Here is a 16,663-nt window from a genome sequence, read left to right as displayed (position 1 = left end):
CGCTTCCCTAGGCCGTCCGCAGGAACCGGTCGAGGACGCGCACGCCGAAGTGGAGTCCCTCGACGGGCACGCGTTCGTCGACGCCGTGGAACATGGCCCTGTAGTCGTAGCCCTCCGGGAGCTTCAGCGGCGAGAAGCCGTAGCCGGTGATGCCGAGCCGGGAGAACTGCTTGGCGTCGGTGCCGCCCGGCATGCAGTACGGCACCACGTGCCCCTCCGGCGCGAACTCCTCGACGGCGGCCCGCATCCGGGCGAACGTCGGCGAGTCGACGGGCGACTGGAGGGCGACCTCGTGGTGTTGGAACTCCCAGTCCACGTCCGGCCCGGTGAGCCGGTCGAGGGTGGTGCGGAACTCCTCCTCGCCGCCGGGCAGATAGCGGCCGTCGACGTGGGCGACCGCCTCCCCCGGAATCACGTTGATCTTGTAACCGGCGTCCAGCATGGTCGGGTTGGCGCTGTTGCGCAGAGTCGACTCGACGAGTTGCGCGGCCGGGCCGAGCTTCTCCAGCACCGCGTCCACGTCCGCCAGTTCCGCCGTCTCGATGCCGTACAGGGCGCAGAGTTCGACGAGCTCCGCCCGCACGGTCGGGGTCAGGCGCACGGGCCACTCGTGGTCGCCGATCCGTGTGACCGCGGCGGCCAGGCGGGTGACGGCGTTGTCCTTGTTCACCCTGGATCCGTGCCCGGCCAGTCCGCGCGCGGTGAGCCGCAGCCAGGCGGTGCCGCGCTCGCCGGCCGCGACCGGGTAGATCTCCCGGCCGGAGCCGTCGTGGAAGGTGAACGCCCCGGACTCGCTGACGCCCTCGGTGCAGCCCTCGAACAGCGCGGCGTGCTTCTCGGCGAGGAAGGCGGAGCCGTCCTCGGCGCTGGCCTCCTCGTCCGCGGTGAACGCGATCACGATGTCCCGCCGGGGCCGGACGCCCTGCCGCGCCCAGGCGCGCACCACGGCGAGGATCATCGCGTCCATGTTCTTCATGTCGACCGCGCCGCGCCCCCACACCACCCCGTCGCGGACCTCCCCGGAGAACGGGTGCACGCTCCAGTCCCGCGTCTCGGCCGGTACGACGTCCAGGTGACCGTGGACGAGCAGTGCGCCGGCGCCGGGGTCGGTGCCCTCGATGCGGGCGACGACGTTGCCGCGCCCCGGGACGCGTTCGAGGACGGCCGGCTCCAGTCCGGCCTCGGCGAGCCGGGCGGCCGCGTACTCGGCGGCGGGCCGCTCCCGGCAGGCGCCGCCGCCCCGGTTGGTGGTGTCGATCCGGATGAGGTCGGAGGTGAACGTCACGACCTCGTCCAGGGCCTGCTGGTCAGCCATACTGCTCCTCCGTCGCGTCCGAGGCGATCGTGGTGACCGCCTTGAAGGTGCGGATCCCCTCGTACATGGTGTCGCTGGTGTAGGCCACCTTCCGCTCCCCGATCCGCTCGACGCCGGGCACGACGGTCACGGCCAGCGCCAGGTGCTCGGCGTCGAACTCGACGGCGACGGTGAAGGGCCCGCCGCGCGCGGGTGCGTGGCGGACCGCGAGGGACGCCGCCTCCTTGGCCGCCGCCCGGATGCCGGCGGCGGTCCTGGCCGGCGTACGGCACACGGCCGCGTACCGCGACACGTGGTCCTTCACGGCCACCTTGAGCGCCTCCGGCGCGTACCCGAGGGCGTCCTCGCAGGCCACGTCGTCGCCGGTGAAGAGCACCACCGGCACCCCGAACTCGGCGGCCACTCGCGCGTTGAGCAGCCCCTCGCTGGCCCGTACGTCGTTCAGCCACACCCCGGTGACGGAGTTGGCGAGGTACGTGTGCGCGAGGACGCCCTCCATGCCGGCGCCCGCGTGGTAGCCGACGAACGCGACACCGTCGACGTCGCCGTGCTGGACGCCCTCCACCATGGACAGCGCCTTGTGCCGCCCGGTGAGCATCAGCGCCCGCTCGTCGAGCTGTTCGAGGAGCAGGTTGCGCATCGTCCAGTGCGCCTCGTTGATCACCACCTCGTCCGCGCCGCCGTCGAGGAAGCCCAGCACGGCGGCGTTGACGTCCGAGGTGAACAACGCCCGGCATCGCTCCCACTGCGGCGTCCCCGGCAGCACGTCAGCGGGCCAGGTCACGCCGGTGGCGCCCTCCATGTCGGCGCTGATGAGGATCTTCATGCTCCGTCACGTTACGCGCCGCGGAGGAAACCGGCTACGAGGCCACTTCGGTCACGCCGCGCGGCCCGCCACGTACCACTTCGACGGCAGTTCGATGCGGGTGCCGTCGGACGTGTACTCGGTGGTGGTGAGCGGGAGTTCCCCGGTGGCCAGCACGGCGAGACCGGCCGCGTGCAGGTGCTCGGGCATGGAGGCGTCGGGGACCTCGCCGGGGGCGAGGCCGTGCCGGAAGATCGGGGCGAGCTTGGGCGGCGGTCCGGCGGTGCTCTGCGCCAGGCCCATCAGGACGGGCTTGGCGGACTCGGAGAGCTCGCAGAGGAAGGCGCGCCCGCGCTCACCGAGGAGCATGGCGAGGCCGTCGGCCAACGGCTGCCGGCTGTCGGGCTCGCACTGGTGGAGCACGCCCCGCATGTAGATGTTGGCGTCGCCCAGCTCGGCGTGCAGCGCCTCCGCCTCGGTCTTGTCGGCCGCGTCCAGCAGCCGGTACGCCACCTGCCCGGCGGTGTCGGCGTGCCGGGCGTGGTCGAGGGCCGCGGCGGACAGGTCGGCGCCGACGACTCGGCCGAAGCGGTCGGCGAGGAACCGCGTCTGGGTGCCGTTGCCGCACCCGAGGTCCACCATCGGCAGGCCCGCATCTGCCAGGTACGGCTCGAACAGGGCCAGGTGGCGGCCCGCGGTGAGCGCCGGTTCCGCGTCCCAGAACACCGCGCCCTGCTCCTCGGGGGCCTCCCGCCAGAACCCCTCCCAGGCCTCCCGGTAACGACTCGTCACGCTCATACCCAACCCCCCGGGGTGCGACGGCTGCCCGCCTCAAGAGACGGCCAGTACGGTCTATCGCGCCCGGGGCACGCCGACAAGCGCGCGGCGTGCACGTTCACTCCGCATTTCCACCAACGTGCGCCCTCGCGCGCCCCCTGGGTACCCGACGGAGGGCGGGTTTCAGCGTCGCGGCAGCGTCAGTTCGAACCACACGGTCTTCCCGGCCTTCGTCCGGCTGGTGCCCCACTCGCGCGCGAGGGTGCTGACGACGCACAGCCCGCGCCCGGTCTCGTCGTCCGGCCCCGCGTTGCGGAGCGTCGGCAGCTCGTGATCGTCGTCGTCCACCTCGCACAGCAGCGTGTCGCCGCGCACCAGCCGCAGGTCGACGGGGCGGCGGTGGGAGTGCCGTACGGCGTTGGTGACGAGTTCGCTCACCATCAGCTCGGCGCCGTCGGCCAGCTTGGCCAGGCCCCACTCGTGCAGCTGCTCGCGGACCACGGCGCGGGCCCGGCTCACCTCGGCGGGGTCGAGGGCGAGCCGCCACTCGGCGACGTCGTCCTCCTCGATGCCGTTGAGACGGGCCATCAGCAGGGCCACGTCGTCCTTGCGGCCGCCGCAGGTGTTCAGGGCACGGATGATGGTGTCGCAGGCGTCGTCCATGGAGGCGGCCGGGTGGGCGGCGGACTCGCACAGCGTCGCCAGGCCCACGCCGATGTCCTCGCCGCGCACCTCCACCAGCCCGTCGGTGCACATCACGAGCCGGTCGCCGGGCTCCACGCGCACGCGTACCGCCTCGAAGGGCACCCCGCCGACGCCGATGGGCGCGCCCGTGGGCAGGTCCAGCAGTTCGCTGCGGCCGTCCTCGGCGCGGACCAGGACGGGCGGGATGTGTCCGGCGTTGGCGAGGTGCAGTTCGCTCGTGATCGGGTCGAAGACGGCGTACAGACAGGTCGCCAGGTAGGTGTCGCCGAGGCGCTGCGCGAGGTCGTCGAGGTTGCGCAGCAGCTGGGCGGGCGGCAGGTCGAGCCCAGCCATGGTCTGCACGGCTGTCCGCAGCTGGCCCATCATGGCGGCCGAGTTGAGGCCGTGGCCCATGACGTCGCCGACGACGAACGCGGTGCGGGCGCCGGGCAGCTTCACCGAGTCGAACCAGTCGCCGCCGACGCGGCCGAGCAGGGTGCCGGGGAGGTAGCGGGTGGCGATGTCGCAGCCCGACATGCGCGGCGGGATGTGCGGCAGCATGCTGTCCTGGAGCGTCTCGGCGACGTTCTCCTGGTACGTGTACATGCGGGCGTTGTCGAGCACGAGGCCCGCGCGGGCGGCGAGTTCGGCGCCGGTGACACGGTCCATGTCGTTGAACTCGGGACGTACCGGGTGGCGCATCAGGGCCATGAAACCGAGCACCACGTTGCGCGCCTTCAGCGGCACGATCAGCATGGAGCGGTGCGTGATGAGGGGCCGGATGTCGCGCTTGTCGAACTGGGAGGCGATGGCGTGCCCCATCTCCTCGCTGATGCGCGGGACGAGGATGGGCTCGCCGGTGGTCATGCACTGGAAGAAGGGCGTGTCCGACGGGAACGGCATGGCCTCGCCGACCGGCACGACGTCCTCCCAGCGGCCCGGTTCGTCGGTGTGCTCCAGGGCGACTCGGTGCCACATGGTGGTGGTGTCCGGCACGCCGTCGGGGAACCCCTCGCCTGCGACGACCTGTTCGCGCAGGTACGTGCACGCGACGTCCGTGAAGCGGGGCACGACGGCCTTGCTGACCTCGACGATGGTCCGCGCCAGGTCGAGGGAGGTGCCGATGCTGGAGCTGACCTCGTTGAGGAACTCCAGGCGTTCGCGGACGGCGGCGTACTCGAGATCCTCACGCTCGTCGAGGACGCCCTCCGGCACCGGCTCACCGGCCGCCAGCGCCCGCGCGGCCCGTTCGCGGCGCGCCCTGCGCTCGACGCGCCGGGGCACGCCCCAGTCGGGGGTGACGGGCACCCGGTCGTTCTGGCTGAACTCCAGGATCGGGTAGCCCAGTTCGAGGATCTGCGCGACGATGCGGGCGCTGTCGTCGACGCTCATGCTGGGAAGGATCTCGGGCAGCCGGCGGGCGAGGTCCTCGGCGCCGGGGAAGTCGGTGTGCAGCGCGAAGCCCGGCGCGATGCGCTCGGCGGTGATGTCCTCGCCGGGCTCGTCCTGGCTCAGCCCGGCCGCGTCGGCGGCCAGCACGAGCAGCTTCTCCCGGCCGGGGCCCACCAGCGGGTAGGCCCACCACAGGACGTCGACGCGGCCGGGTCCGGGCACGGTGAGGCGGGCGCGGCCCGCGGCCGGGTAGGACAGGCCGCGGTCGAGAGACGCTTCGAGGCCGGGGCCGAGACCGTCGTAGGCGGTGTACGCGCCGTAGGGACCGGCGTCGTCCTCCTCGGCCTCCTCGGGCAGCGCCCCGGAGACAGGCAGCAGGTCGGCGGCCGACCGGCCGATGGCCTCCTCCTTGAGGACGCTGAACAGGCGGCGCGCGCCCCTGCTCCAGTGGGACACGAGGCCGCCGCGGTCGACCACGACCACGGCCAGCGGGATGCGCCCGGCCGCGGCCTGCCCCGTCACCGCGCCATCCCCAGCTCCGCGGCTGGGAGGTGCGTCCCTCTCGGTGCCACGGTCATGGCGTCAGGCCCTCTCTCCCCACGGTCCGCAAAGATCTGTGCGCCGTCACCACGGTACGGGCACATCCGCTCACGATGTGCGGCAATGCGGGAATTGGTCCACTCCGGCGCCCCGGCGTACGAGCCCCCGCGCGCGGGTGGCGCGTACGGCCGCGTGCCGACCGTACGGCTCCGCATCTGCCGCGCGTCCCAGCCCTCGGCTGCTTCCGTCGTCGGCCGTTTCAGTCGTCGTGCCCCAGTAGCAGGTCCCGCTCGGTGCGTGCGCCGCCGGCCACCTTGAGGACCGTGGCGACGGGCGGGTAACCGGCGGCGATCACGGTGTACTCGCCGGAGGACAGGTCGACGAACCGGAAGGCTCCGTCGGGGCCGGTGGTGAGCGTGTCGACGACGTTGCCGGCCGCGTCGAGCAGGGTCACGCGCGCGTCCTCGACGGGGCGCCCGCCGCCGGAGCGCACGGTGCCGCGCAGCACGGCTCCGCCGGCGAGTTCGATGTCCTGCCGGGTCTCCCGGGCCGCGTGGACGGTGACGGGCAGCGCGGTGGGACGGTGGGCGGGCGCTCCGGCGGCGAGGGTGTACTCGCCGGCCACCAGCTCGGTGATGGTGTAACCGCCCTCGCGCCCGCTGCGGGTGGTGGCCACGACCTCGCCGTGCGCGTTGGTGAGGGTGACGGTGGCGTCTCGTACGGCCGTGCCGTCCGCGGTGAGCACGCTGCCCGTGAGCCGTCCGGCGCCGCCGAGGACGATGTCCAGCTCGACGGGCCGCTCGCCGACGGTGACGGACACCGCCTGCGGCTGGTGGCCGCCCGCGGCGGCGATCAGGACGTAGGCGCCGGGGCCCGGCGTGGCCAGCGCGTACCGGCCGTCCTCGCCGCTGGCGCCGCGCCCGGTCTGCTGTCCGGTGACGTCGATGAGGGTGAGCGCCGCATGCGGGACGACGGTGCCGTCGGTGTGCTGCACCGTGCCGCAGACGGGCACCGAGGTGCCGTACGGCGAACGCGCCTGCGGGACGGTGGCGTTCGCCTGCTCGGTCTCCGGGTCGCTGGAGGCGGCGTTGTAGGCCGCTGCACTGTTCAACAGGGGGGTCTCCTTGAGGAAGCACGCGACGAGCAGACCGAGGACGAGCACCGGCACCAGGTAGAGGAAGATGCGCGGCATGGCGTCGGCGTAGGCCCGGATGTAGCCGTCGCGCAGCTCGGGCGGCAGCGCGTGGACGAGCTGCGGTGTGAGGGACTCGGGGTCGGGAAGCGGGGCGCCCGCGCGCGTGGGGAGGTGTTCGTGCAGCGCGTCGGTGAGCCGGCCGGCGAGCAGGGTTCCGAAGACCGCGGCACCGACCATGCCGCCGATCTGCCGGAAGAAATTGTTCGCGCTCGTGGCGGTGCCGAGGTCGGCGGGCGGTACGGAGTTCTGCACGGCGAGGATCAGCACCGGCATCACCATCCCGATCCCCGCGCCGAGGACGGCCATCCAGATGCCGGAGTGCAGCCGGGGCGTGTCGGCGTCGAGGCGGGACAGCAGCCACATGCCGGCGACGGCGAGAGCGCTGCCGAGAACCGGGTGGAGCCGGTAGCGGCCGGTGTGGCTGATGAGCTGCCCGGAGATGATCGAGGCGCCGACGATGCCGGCCATCAGGGGCAGCATCAGCAGGCCGGACTCGGCGGCGCTGGCCCCGTCGACCATCTGCAGGAAGGTCGGCAGATAGCTGGTGGCGCCGAACAGGGCGACGCCGATCACCAGGCCCACCAGGCCGGTGATGTTGAAGACGGAGTCCCGGAACAGCCTGAGCGGGATGAGGGGTTCGGCGGCGAAGTGCTCGGCGACGAGGAAGAGGGCCGTGGCCACGGCGGCGCCTGCGCCGAGGCAGAGGATGACGCGCGAGTCCCAGGCGTACTCGCCGCCGCCCCAACTGGTCAGCAGGACCAGGCAGGCGGAGGCCGCGGCCAGCAGCAGTGCGCCGAGGATGTCCAGGCGGCGCCTGCCGGCCGGCTTGGGCAACTTCAGGACGACGGCGACGACGGCCAGGGTGACCAGGCCGAAGGGGACGTTGACGTAGAAGCACCAGCGCCAGGAGAGGTGGTCGGTGAAGTAGCCGCCCAGCAGGGGTCCGGCGACCGAGGCGAGGCCGAAGGCGGCGCCGATCAGGCCCATGAACCGGCCGCGCTGCCGGGGCGGCACGATGTCCGCGACGATCGCCTGCACGCCGATCAGGAGGCCGCCCGCGCCGACGCCCTGCACGGCGCGGTAGGCGATCAGCTGATCCATCGTCGCGGCGCGGCCGGCGAGCGCGGAGCCGGCGACGAAGACGACGATCGCGAACAGGAAGACGCCCTTGCGTCCGAGCAGGTCGCCGAGCTTGCCGTAGACCGGCAGGCCGACAGTGGCGGTGAGCAGGTAGGCGGTGATCGCCCAGGACATCCGGTCCAGGCCGTGCAGCTCGCCGGCGATTCTCGGCAGGGCCGTGGCGACGATCATCTGCTCCAGGGCGGCGAGGAGCAGGGCGAGCATCAGCCCGCAGAAGACCAGCCGCACCCGGCGCGGGCTCAGCCCGGCGGCCGGATCCGGGTCCGGCGCGGGGGCCTGCGGGGGTGCCTCGGCCGGTTCCTCGTGCACCAGAGTGATCCCGCCCACGCACCGCTCCCCTCGTCGCGCTGTCGCACGATGTACGCGCAAACCCTGCGTAAGGCGACAACTACGAGCAAGCGCGACGAGTTACGGCGCTCCGCGGTACGCGGCGAAGATCACCCGAACCGGTGATGGGGCCCAACGCACGCCGGAAACCGGGGCCTTGGGCCGACTCCAGCCCTTACTTCTCCACCTCGGTGGCGAGCCGGGCGAGGACGGCGTCGTAGATCCGGCCGAGGCCCTTGGGGGCGAAGGTCTTCTCGAAGAAGCCGCCGATGCCGCCGGCGCCGGTCCACGCGGTGGTGACGACGACCCGGGACTTGCCCTCGCCGGCCGGGGTGACGCGCCAGGTGGTGACCATCGAGGAGTTGCGGTCCTTCTCGACGAGCTCGCCGTCGGTGGGCTCGCTGACCTCCAGGAGGCAGTCGCGCACGCGCTTGCTGGTGGCCTGGAGCTTCCAGTGGACGAGGGTGCCCTCGCCGTCGCCGCCCTCGCGGACCTCGTACTCGCTGAACTGCTCGGGCAGCAGCTTCGCGCGCGTGCCGGCGAAGTCGGCGAGGGCGTCGAACACCGTCTCCGCGTCCGCCGCGACGATCCGCTCCGTAGTGGCCTCGACCTGCGCCATCGGTTCCTCCAGGGCATGGGGTTCTCGGGGGGTCGGGCCAAGCCAACCACCCCGCTGCCCGGGCGCCCAAATCGGGGTCCCGAAGTGATCGGCCGGGCCTGCGAAGCGGTCGGAAGACGTACTCGGAAGTGGTCGGAAGATGCACTCCGACGTGTCACTCGCACGATCAAGGGAACGTGTGTTCTATTCTGTGCCCAGTACTACCGAGGAGGCGTCATGCGCTGGGACAACCTCACCGACGAGTCCGGTCACGCCCGGACCGCCGACGCCGCGCTGTTCGGCGCGGACGCGGTGACCACCCGCACCATCGACACGCCCGAGTTCCGCGGGATCACCTTCCACGAGGTGCGGGCCCGGTCGATCATCAACCGGGTGCCGGGGGTCTCGCGCATGTCCTTCCAGTGGACGGTGAACCCGTACCGGGGCTGCACGCACGCATGCGTGTACTTCACTGCATGACCCTATTGAGCCCGGGAGGGCCGATGCTCAGCACTCCGAACGCGGACAAGGCCTGGAAAGGCATGACGAAGTCATTCCCGACCCCGGAGGCGCCAGACCAGTATGCCGCCCCGAGCAAGGCGGAGAGGACGGCTTACGCCGTGCTGCTGCATGGACCGGCTGCGCGCTCAGACGGCGCCGACGCGAGTCAGTGGCTGCTGCTGCGCGACCGCCCAGCGAAGCGCCTGTAACCGACGCACCAGCAGCAGCCACACCTCAGGAACGCGTCAGTCGCCCAAGACGCCTCTGCATGCGATGCGCTGGCCGAATGAAGCCTGTGATCCGGCCGTCGTCGGACCGCCCAACGAGCCGAACGCTACGTCGCCCATCGTCTCCGAGGTAGAGCCGGGTGATCGTCACAGCGCTGGCGACCTCGGGGTGTCTGCGCAGGCGGCCTTGGTGCGCCGCCGGGAGGACGGGCGGGCATGGGCAGGGCCACCCGCCCGAGCGCGACGGACAGCATGGTCTTGCCGACCCCGGGAGGTGAGCGCATGTTGGGAAGACAATGCTTATGAGCCGGGCCGAGCCCGCGTACATGCAGGCATTTCAGCATTCGAATGCCCAGTCCCCCGTAGTCGGGTCGCCCGCGATCTGATGGTGAGGCGGACGCTCGAGGAGAGCACTGCGGGTGCGAGACATCGCACCAATCCCGGCGTTCACGACGGCGCAGGATAAAGCGCGCGAGTTCGCGAATTCTTGGACGGCCCTGACGCGGAACCCGCGCGCTGGCTCTCACCCTGTGGCGGATCGGCGGTGGGTTCCCGATGAAACGAGACGCTGAGCGTGTTCGGCGGCGGATGTGATCGCAGCCGCATGCGTCGGTCTCTCCGTCCGTGGACGAGGCCGCCGAGGCGGTGAGGGTGGCCCAGCGGGGCTGTGCCTATGCGACAACGCCACCGCGATGATGCGCGGGGTGGTCTTCTGGCGTGCTCAGCAGACAGCGTGGTCGGTGGCGGTTGCCAACCCGTCTTGGGCGCTACCCTTCGGTCTGTTGAGCAGCCTCGATGATGCCCTGAACAGCCCGATCGATCCGGGCGGCGGCCAGATGAGGGTCAGGCTGCCCGGCGTCCAGCCAGCTGATGACGGCGTCAGTCGTGAATGCGGGAATCACCCGCGCCGCCCAGTCCAGCCAGGGCCCCGCCGGAAGGCGTGGGGCGAGATTGCGCTGGGCGATCTCGGCCGAGGCGGCGGTGAGTGTGTCGACGAGGTCGCGGAACTCTGGTTCCCGGGCCGCGTGTCGGAACAGCAGCCGGAAGCCGTCAGGGTCGGCCGAGGCGGCGCGGAGGAGGGCGGGGATTGACTCGTCGTCGAAATTATCGCTGCCCACCGCCTCGGCCAGCCGTGTGCAGGCGCGGTCGAGGGTCGCGCGGTACAGGTCGGCCTTGGATTCGAAGTGCCGGTAGAGCATCACGCGGGTGAGGTCCGCTTCGCCGGCGACGTCATCGAGGCCGGTGGCGGCGAATCCGGCACGGGCGAAGGCCCGGGTTGCCGCGTCGAGGATCTGCTCCCGCCGCTCGTCCCGCCGCATCCGCCTGACCGGCTCAGGTCCGCCGGGAACCGCCTGCTTTGACGCCATCGATCACTCTCCTCATTGTTTACTCGAAAGTGTACAAGTAGCTTTGTATAAAGCAGAGTATACAAATGCTCAATGTGGGAGGCGACATGACCGTCCAGCTGCCCTTCGATCAGACCGGCCCGCCACAAATGCCGGCGATGCTCCATACGTTGTCAGAGTCAGGGCACCATCCACCGGATTCGCACCCGGGTCGGTGACGACGCGTGGCTGGTGACCGGCTACGACGAGGTACGCTGCCTGCTCGCCGACGAACGGCTCGGCCGGTCCCACCCCGACCCTGACAACGCCGCGCGCTCCGGTGAGTCCGCTCTGTTCGGAGGCCCGCTGGGCAACTACGACACCGAGAAGGCCGACCACGCACGGATGCGGTCACTGCTTCAGCCGCACTTCACGCCGGGCCGCATGCGGGCATTCCGAGGACGTGTGGAGACGCTGAACCGCGCAACTCCTGGACGATCTGGTGGAACAGGGACCGCCGACCGACCTCAACGCCGCGCTCGCCCTCCCGTTGCCGATCCTGGTGATCTGCGAGCTGCTGGGCGTGCCGTACGAAGAGCGCACTCAGTTCCGCACATGGACGCAGGCCGCAGCCGAAGTACTCGACAGGGCACGCTCGGAGCAGGGGCTGGCCGACCTCTTCACCTACGGACAGGAGCTGGTGGCCCGCAAACGCCACGAGCCCGGCGACGATGTGATCTCCAGGCTCTGTGCGACCGACGGAGTTGGAGACGACGAAATCGCCATGCTGTCGATGGCGTTGCTGTTCGCGGGCCACGAGACCACCGTCGTCCAGATCGGCCTGGGCGCGCTGCTCCTGCTCACCAGTCCGGACCAGTGGCAGCTGCTGCTGGGTGACCCCGGCCTGATCCCCGGGGCGGTCGAGGAGATCCTGCGCGCCCCGGGCAAGGGCGGTGGAGGCATTCCACGCTACGCCCACACCGATTGAGGTTGTTGACCAGGCCCGCCTGGCTGGCGCCGCGCAGGGAGCGGTTGCGCCAGGAGGTGCGGGCGAAAGTGGCGGCCAGGGCGGTGTTCTCGCCGGTGGGCAAGGGCTTGGCGTGCTGGGCGAGTTCGAGGGCGACGTGGGCGGCGGTGTCGTGCAGGACCAGAGCCAGGGCGAGTCCGGCGACGACAAAGATGACGCCGATGAGTTCGGGGACGGGGCGCAGGCCGTAGGAGGTGGCGAGGTAGCCGGTGACCAAGGCGGTGACGCCGACGGCGGTGTAGCCGGCGGCTTCGTTGAGGCCGGTGGCAAGTCCCCGGCGGGAGGGTCCGACGAGGTCGATCTTCATGTTGACGGTCATCGACCAGGTCAGGCCCTGGTTGAGACCGAGCAGGACGTTGGCCGCGACGATCCAGCCCCAGGAGGGTGCCCAGGCCAGGGCGAAGGGGACGGGGATGCCGATCAGCCAGCCGGTGACCAGGAGTTGCTTGCGGCGGAAGCGGCTGTGAGCGCGCCGGCGGCGAGGTTGGTCATTGCCTTGGTGAGGCCGAAGGCGATGATGAAGGAGAACACCGCCAGGTCGCTGGTCAGGCCGAAGACGTCGGTGCCGATGAGCGGGACGGTGGTGCGTTCCAGGCCGACCAGGCCGCCGACGCAGATGTTGACGATGACCAGCAGGGTGAACTGGAGCCAGTTCTCTCTCAGGCCCAGCCGGACAGGTCGTCCGGATGCGTCGGTCGGCGTGGTGGTGGGGGCGGCTTTCACGGGCGGGTGTCCTCCGTGCCGTCGGCGAGGTGCAGGCCGTGGGCGGCGGCGTACTGGTCCGGTCCGCCGGCCAGGACTGCGAGGTCGGTGCGGCCGGCGCGTTCCAGCAGGCTTGCGGCGGTCATCGCGCGCTCGCCGTGCCCGCAGTGGACGATCGCGTTCGCTGGGGCGTCGGTGGCGCGGGCGGTGAGGTCGCCGAGTTCGATGTGGACGGCGCCGGGGATGTGACCTGCGGTGTGCTCGGCGCGCTGCCGGATGTCGAGGACCGGGCCCGGGCCGGCCTGGCCGGCCGGGACGTAGGCGGTGGTGGTCTGGGTGCCGCCGTCGGCGAGCCAGGCGTCCATACCGCCCGCGAGACGCCCTGCGAGGCGTTCGTAGCCGATTTTGTACGCCTGCCAAACGATCTCGCTCAAGTCCTGTCCGTCACGGGTGACGAAGGCGAGGGGTGCGGCGTCGGGCAGGAGCCAGCCGAGCCAGGTGGCGAACTGGTCGCGCAGCGGGATCGACAGAGCCCCGGGAATGTGGCCGGCCGCGAAGTCGGCGGCGGACCGGACGTCGATGACATATCCGCCCTCAGCCATGAGGGCCCTGACCTGAGCAGGGGACAGCGCGGGCAGCAGCGGCGTGGCGGTAAGGACCCCGGGCCCGCGCCGGTTGATCTCGGCGAGACGGTCGAAGTAGGCCGGGTAGGAGCCGAGACTCGCCAACAGCTGTCGGACGAAAGCGTCCTCGCCCGGGGCGGTGAGCAGAGGGTTGGCCTGCTTCTGCGCGCCCATGGTCGTGGTGCGCTCGCTGCCGGGCGGCGCGGAGCAGAACGAGCCCGCGCCGTGCGTGGGCCACACTGCGGTCTCGTCCGGCAACGCGGTCAGCCGCTTGAGGGAGCGGTACTGGGCCCGGGCGAGTTCCTCTGTCCGCTCCGCTCCGAGGAGGTCGGTGCGGGCGGCAGAATTCACGATCAGCGACCCGCCGGTGAACACCCCGAGCACCCGGGAGCCGTCCAGGAGGAGGAAGGACAGGTGCTCGTCGGTGTGGCCGGGCGTGGCCAGCGAACGCAGCGTCAGTCCGCCCAGGTCGACCTCGTCGCCGTCGGCGAGCGGGGTGTGGGTGAAGGCCCGCCGACCGGTCGCAGAGGCCAGCACGGTGGCTCCGGTGTCGTGGCCGAGCTGCACGGCGCCGGAGAGGAAGTCGGCATGCAGGTGCGTGTCCGCGGCGAAGACGACGCGCAGACCGCGCCGCCCCGCGGCGGCGTGCAGTGCCCGCAGGTCGCGGCTGGCGTCCACGGCCAGGGCGCGGCCATCGCCTAGATCGACGAGGTAGGCGCTGTTGCCCAGCCCTGCGTCGATCAGCGGTATGAGGTGGTCATCGGCGAAGCCCACGGCGTTGCCTCCAAGATCGGTTCCAGGGGGTGTGTGGTCTCAGCCCCTCGACTCATCTATAATATTCCATGGATTTATGGAGGATGGGCATGGCGGATAACACGAAGACCGGCGCGAAGGCGCAGATGTACGACGCATTCGCGGCCAGCGGAAAGGCGCTGGCCAGTGGAAAGAGGCTGGAGTTGCTCGATCTGCTGGCCCAGGGTGAGCGCACCGTGGACGCGCTGGCGAAGGCAGCGGGCCTGAACATGACCACGGCCTCGGCCCACCTGCAGACCCTCAAGCAGGCCGGTTTCGTCGCCACCCGCCGTGAGGGCGTACGCATCCACTACCGGCTCGCCGGCGACGATGTGGCGCATCTGTTCGCGCTGCTGCGCAAGGTCACCGAATCGCACCAGGCCGCCGTGCTGGTTGCCCGCGATGCTTACCTCGGCGAGGACGGCGCGGCCGAGCTCACTCGCGAGGAACTGCAGGCCCGGGTCGAGGCCGGCGACGTCGTCGTGCTGGATGTGCGGCCGGTGGAGGAGTACCAGTCCGGGCACATCCCCGGAGCGCTCTCCATCCCGGTGGAGGAGCTGGCCGAACGGATCAACGAACTGCCCGAGGACCTGGAGATCGTCGTGTACTGCCGCGGCGAGTACTGCGTGCTCGCCTACGACGCGGTGCGGCTGTTGACCGACCGCGGACGCCGCGCACTCCGCCTGAACGACGGCATGCTCGAGTGGCGGCTGTCCGCAATGCCTGTCGACGCCGGGGACTTCGCGTGACCGGCGACGAACTGGCCGCGCACCCGGGCCTGCTGGCTGGCCCGGTCTACCTGGACTACAACGCCACCACCCCCGTCGACCCCCGCGTCGCCGCAGCGATGCTCCCGTACCTGACGGACCACTTCGGCAACCCCTCCAGCAGCCACCCCTACGGCCAGACGCCCCGCCGGGCGCTCGCCGAAGCCCGGGTCCAAGTCGCGGCCCTGATCGAGGCCCCCGCCGAAGAAATCGTGTTCACCGGCTCCGGGTCGGAGGCAAACCTGCTCGCCCTGCGCGGAGCAGTCCTCGCCTCCGGCCACCCCCGCCCCCATGTCATCACCCAAGTCACAGAGCACCCAGCTGTGCTGGAAACAGCGCGGGCGCTTGAACGCCTTCACGGCACTCGGGTGACAGTGCTGCCGGTCGACAGCGACGGCCTGGTCGACCCGGCCATGCTCGGCGACGTCCTGAACGAAGACACCGCGCTGGTGTCGGTGATGGCCGCCAACAACGAGACCGGCACCCTCCAGCCGATCGCCGAACTGGCCGCGCTCACCCGCCAGCATGGCGCGCTGTTCCACTGCGACGCCGCCCAGGCCGCCGGGAAGATCCCCCTCAACGCGGCCGAGCTGGACGTGGACCTGCTGACCGTGGTCGGGCACAAGATGTATGCCCCCAAGGGCATCGCCGCCCTGTACGTGCGCGACGGCGTCCAGCTGGAACCCGTCGTCTACGGCGGAGGACAGCAACGCGGCCTGCGGGCCGGCACGGAGAACGTCGCTCTCGCCATCGCCCTCGGCACAGCCGCCGAATTGTCCCGCCGGGAACTCGCCGACGGCACTCCGGACCGCATGGCCGCTCTCCGCGACGAACTGCACCGGCGCCTGAACGAGGCACTGCCCGGCCGGGTGCACCTCAACGGACCCGAACAGAGGCGCCTGCCCAACACGCTGAACGTCAGCATCGACGGCACGCTCGGGCCCGAACTCCTCGCCGCCGCACCCGGTATCGCGGCCTCCACCGGGTCGGCCTGCCACAGCGGCGCCCATACCCTCTCGCCCGTCCTGACCGCCATGGGACGCGACGCGTCCCGCGCGCTCGGGGCGCTGCGGCTGTCGCTGGGCCGCTGGAGCACACGTGAGGACATCGATACAGCGGCAGAAGCACTCATCCAGGCGGCTGCCGCGCTGTAACGGGCCACTCCGGGCCACCATTGAGCGACCAGGGCCGGGGCCGTATCACCGTTCTCGACCAGGACCGGCTGCGCGAGAAGGCCGGGTAGCCGACGCTCAGCAGGTCGGCGTGTTCAGGCCGCGCCCGTCCATCCCCTCCTGCTTCAGCAGCACCCGGGCGCAGCTCGACCACTCCATTCCCCACGTGGTGGTGGCCGGGTCCGCTTCTGCGACTCGCGGCATCTTTCACGGACGGGATGGCGTGGCTTGCTGGTAGGCGGCCGGGGCGATCTGGCCGTGCATCCGCAGGCCGAGACCCCATTGCGCAGCGTCCTCCAGAGCGGCTCGCCGGACCCGAAGAGGTGCCAGGGGCGGGCAGCGGCTCTCATTCGGTGTAATCAGGCGCGCATTGTCGTAGACCATGGCCGCAATGATCAGCGTGGCCATCGCGGCGGTCATATATCCGGGAGCAATGCTCATTACCTGTGGATCGGCTCGGAAGGGCACACGCGGAGGGCGTACCTTCCCGAGCGATCGATTGACTGGTATCGAGTAGGCCCGCGTTGCCCCGCAGGTCGGGAAGGCACGCCCGGTGCGACGTGAAAGTCACATCGCACGCAGTGTCCGCAGGAGAGGAGATGTGTCATGCGGATCTGACCAGTGACCAACGGTCAGTCCCCAGCCTCCGGTGCGGCGGGAGTAATCCGGGTCTTCGAAGTTGAGCGGTGCGCCTCGTCTCACGCACTGACGTGGTGTCACGGTGTGTGACTGACTCCGGGAGTGATCGCCTCCT

At 71.1% G+C, this 16,663-nt stretch carries 14 protein-coding genes and 2 pseudogenes; 4 read left to right on the top strand and 12 right to left on the bottom strand.

The window, feature by feature from the left end:
* Nucleotides 1–7: 7 nt before the first annotated feature.
* The 6 genes from H8R17_RS28920 to H8R17_RS28895 form a co-directional block, all read right to left on the bottom strand.
* Nucleotides 8–1,315, bottom strand: coding sequence for a M20/M25/M40 family metallo-hydrolase (locus tag H8R17_RS28920; RefSeq protein WP_187826168.1), 1,308 nt, complete (start codon nucleotides 1,313–1,315; stop codon nucleotides 8–10).
* Nucleotides 1,308–2,141 (bottom strand): M55 family metallopeptidase, encoded by an 834-nt coding sequence (locus tag H8R17_RS28915; protein ID WP_187826167.1) that lies wholly within the window; start codon nucleotides 2,139–2,141, stop codon nucleotides 1,308–1,310. The genes H8R17_RS28920 and H8R17_RS28915 overlap by 8 nt, the downstream gene beginning before the upstream one ends.
* A gap of 51 nt (nucleotides 2,142–2,192) precedes the next feature.
* Nucleotides 2,193–2,918: a class I SAM-dependent methyltransferase gene (locus tag H8R17_RS28910; RefSeq protein WP_187826166.1), complete on the bottom strand. Its 726-nt coding sequence runs from the start codon at nucleotides 2,916–2,918 to the stop codon at nucleotides 2,193–2,195.
* 162 nt (nucleotides 2,919–3,080) lie between these two features.
* On the bottom strand, nucleotides 3,081–5,495 hold the full coding sequence (locus H8R17_RS28905; RefSeq protein ID WP_187826165.1) for a SpoIIE family protein phosphatase: 2,415 nt from the start codon (nucleotides 5,493–5,495) through the stop codon (nucleotides 3,081–3,083).
* Nucleotides 5,496–5,772: 277 nt separating this feature from the next.
* On the bottom strand, nucleotides 5,773–8,175 hold the full coding sequence (locus H8R17_RS28900) for a DHA2 family efflux MFS transporter permease subunit (RefSeq protein ID WP_187826164.1): 2,403 nt from the start codon (nucleotides 8,173–8,175) through the stop codon (nucleotides 5,773–5,775).
* A 175-nt stretch (nucleotides 8,176–8,350) separates the two neighbouring features.
* Nucleotides 8,351–8,794, bottom strand: coding sequence for an SRPBCC family protein (locus H8R17_RS28895; protein WP_187826163.1), 444 nt, complete (start codon nucleotides 8,792–8,794; stop codon nucleotides 8,351–8,353).
* A gap of 216 nt (nucleotides 8,795–9,010) precedes the next feature.
* On the opposite strand from H8R17_RS28895, the pseudogene H8R17_RS28890 reads away from it, so the two are divergent.
* A pseudogene (locus tag H8R17_RS28890) lies at nucleotides 9,011–9,241 on the top strand (radical SAM protein); the annotation flags it as partial.
* A 1,027-nt stretch (nucleotides 9,242–10,268) separates the two neighbouring features.
* Here H8R17_RS28890 and H8R17_RS28885 read toward each other — a convergent pair.
* A complete protein-coding gene (locus H8R17_RS28885; protein ID WP_187826162.1) occupies nucleotides 10,269–10,868 on the bottom strand; it encodes a TetR/AcrR family transcriptional regulator in 600 nt (199 codons plus the stop codon).
* A 460-nt stretch (nucleotides 10,869–11,328) separates the two neighbouring features.
* Between H8R17_RS28885 and H8R17_RS48865 the strand changes: the two genes are divergently transcribed.
* The gene (locus H8R17_RS48865; RefSeq protein WP_223125598.1) at nucleotides 11,329–11,814 is read left to right on the top strand and encodes a cytochrome P450; all 486 of its coding nucleotides are present in this window, start codon (nucleotides 11,329–11,331) and stop codon (nucleotides 11,812–11,814) included.
* A gap of 148 nt (nucleotides 11,815–11,962) precedes the next feature.
* Here the strand turns inward: H8R17_RS48865 and H8R17_RS48860 are convergent.
* The 3 genes and pseudogenes from H8R17_RS48860 to H8R17_RS28870 form a co-directional block, all read right to left on the bottom strand.
* Nucleotides 11,963–12,268: pseudogene (locus H8R17_RS48860) on the bottom strand (MFS transporter); the annotation flags it as partial.
* Nucleotides 12,269–12,273: 5 nt separating this feature from the next.
* Complete coding sequence (locus H8R17_RS47500) at nucleotides 12,274–12,576, bottom strand: hypothetical protein (protein WP_262505588.1); 303 nt, start codon at nucleotides 12,574–12,576, stop codon at nucleotides 12,274–12,276.
* Nucleotides 12,573–13,952, bottom strand: a complete 1,380-nt coding sequence (locus tag H8R17_RS28870) for a rhodanese-like domain-containing protein (protein ID WP_187826161.1) — start codon at nucleotides 13,950–13,952, stop codon at nucleotides 12,573–12,575. The genes H8R17_RS47500 and H8R17_RS28870 overlap by 4 nt, the downstream gene beginning before the upstream one ends.
* 89 nt (nucleotides 13,953–14,041) lie before the next feature.
* Between H8R17_RS28870 and H8R17_RS28865 the strand changes: the two genes are divergently transcribed.
* Complete coding sequence (locus tag H8R17_RS28865; RefSeq protein ID WP_187826160.1) at nucleotides 14,042–14,719, top strand: metalloregulator ArsR/SmtB family transcription factor; 678 nt, start codon at nucleotides 14,042–14,044, stop codon at nucleotides 14,717–14,719.
* Entirely contained in the window at nucleotides 14,716–15,891 is a 1,176-nt protein-coding gene (locus H8R17_RS28860; protein ID WP_316959555.1) for a cysteine desulfurase family protein, read from the top strand. Before H8R17_RS28865 ends, H8R17_RS28860 begins: the two co-directional genes overlap by 4 nt.
* 96 nt (nucleotides 15,892–15,987) lie before the next feature.
* Here the strand turns inward: H8R17_RS28860 and H8R17_RS47495 are convergent, their stop codons facing one another.
* Nucleotides 15,988–16,113, bottom strand: a complete 126-nt coding sequence (locus H8R17_RS47495) for a hypothetical protein (protein WP_262505586.1) — start codon at nucleotides 16,111–16,113, stop codon at nucleotides 15,988–15,990.
* 3 nt (nucleotides 16,114–16,116) lie between these two features.
* Nucleotides 16,117–16,317, bottom strand: coding sequence for a hypothetical protein (locus H8R17_RS28855; protein ID WP_187826159.1), 201 nt, complete (start codon nucleotides 16,315–16,317; stop codon nucleotides 16,117–16,119).
* Nucleotides 16,318–16,663: the final 346 nt, after the last annotated feature.

The organism is Streptomyces sp. TRM68367 (assembly GCF_014495685.1).
Lineage (GTDB): Bacteria > Actinomycetota > Actinomycetes > Streptomycetales > Streptomycetaceae > Streptomyces.
Note: the sequence above shows the minus strand (reverse complement) of the source record. Positions and strands in the feature narration are given on the sequence as shown.

Excerpts from the sequence above, each read along its gene's own strand:
- H8R17_RS28920 (WP_187826168.1), bottom strand. The coding sequence starts at position 1,315 with ATGGCTGACCAGCAGGCCCTGGACGAGGTCGTGACGTTCACCTCCGAC.
- H8R17_RS28915 (WP_187826167.1), bottom strand. The coding sequence starts at position 2,141 with ATGAAGATCCTCATCAGCGCCGACATGGAGGGCGCCACCGGCGTGACC.
- H8R17_RS28910 (WP_187826166.1), bottom strand. The coding sequence starts at position 2,918 with ATGAGCGTGACGAGTCGTTACCGGGAGGCCTGGGAGGGGTTCTGGCGG.
- H8R17_RS28895 (WP_187826163.1), bottom strand. The coding sequence starts at position 8,794 with ATGGCGCAGGTCGAGGCCACTACGGAGCGGATCGTCGCGGCGGACGCG.
- H8R17_RS28885 (WP_187826162.1), bottom strand. The coding sequence starts at position 10,868 with ATGGCGTCAAAGCAGGCGGTTCCCGGCGGACCTGAGCCGGTCAGGCGG.
- H8R17_RS28865 (WP_187826160.1), top strand. The coding sequence starts at position 14,042 with ATGGCGGATAACACGAAGACCGGCGCGAAGGCGCAGATGTACGACGCA.
- H8R17_RS47495 (WP_262505586.1), bottom strand. The coding sequence starts at position 16,113 with ATGCCGCGAGTCGCAGAAGCGGACCCGGCCACCACCACGTGGGGAATG.
- H8R17_RS28855 (WP_187826159.1), bottom strand. The coding sequence starts at position 16,317 with ATGGCCACGCTGATCATTGCGGCCATGGTCTACGACAATGCGCGCCTG.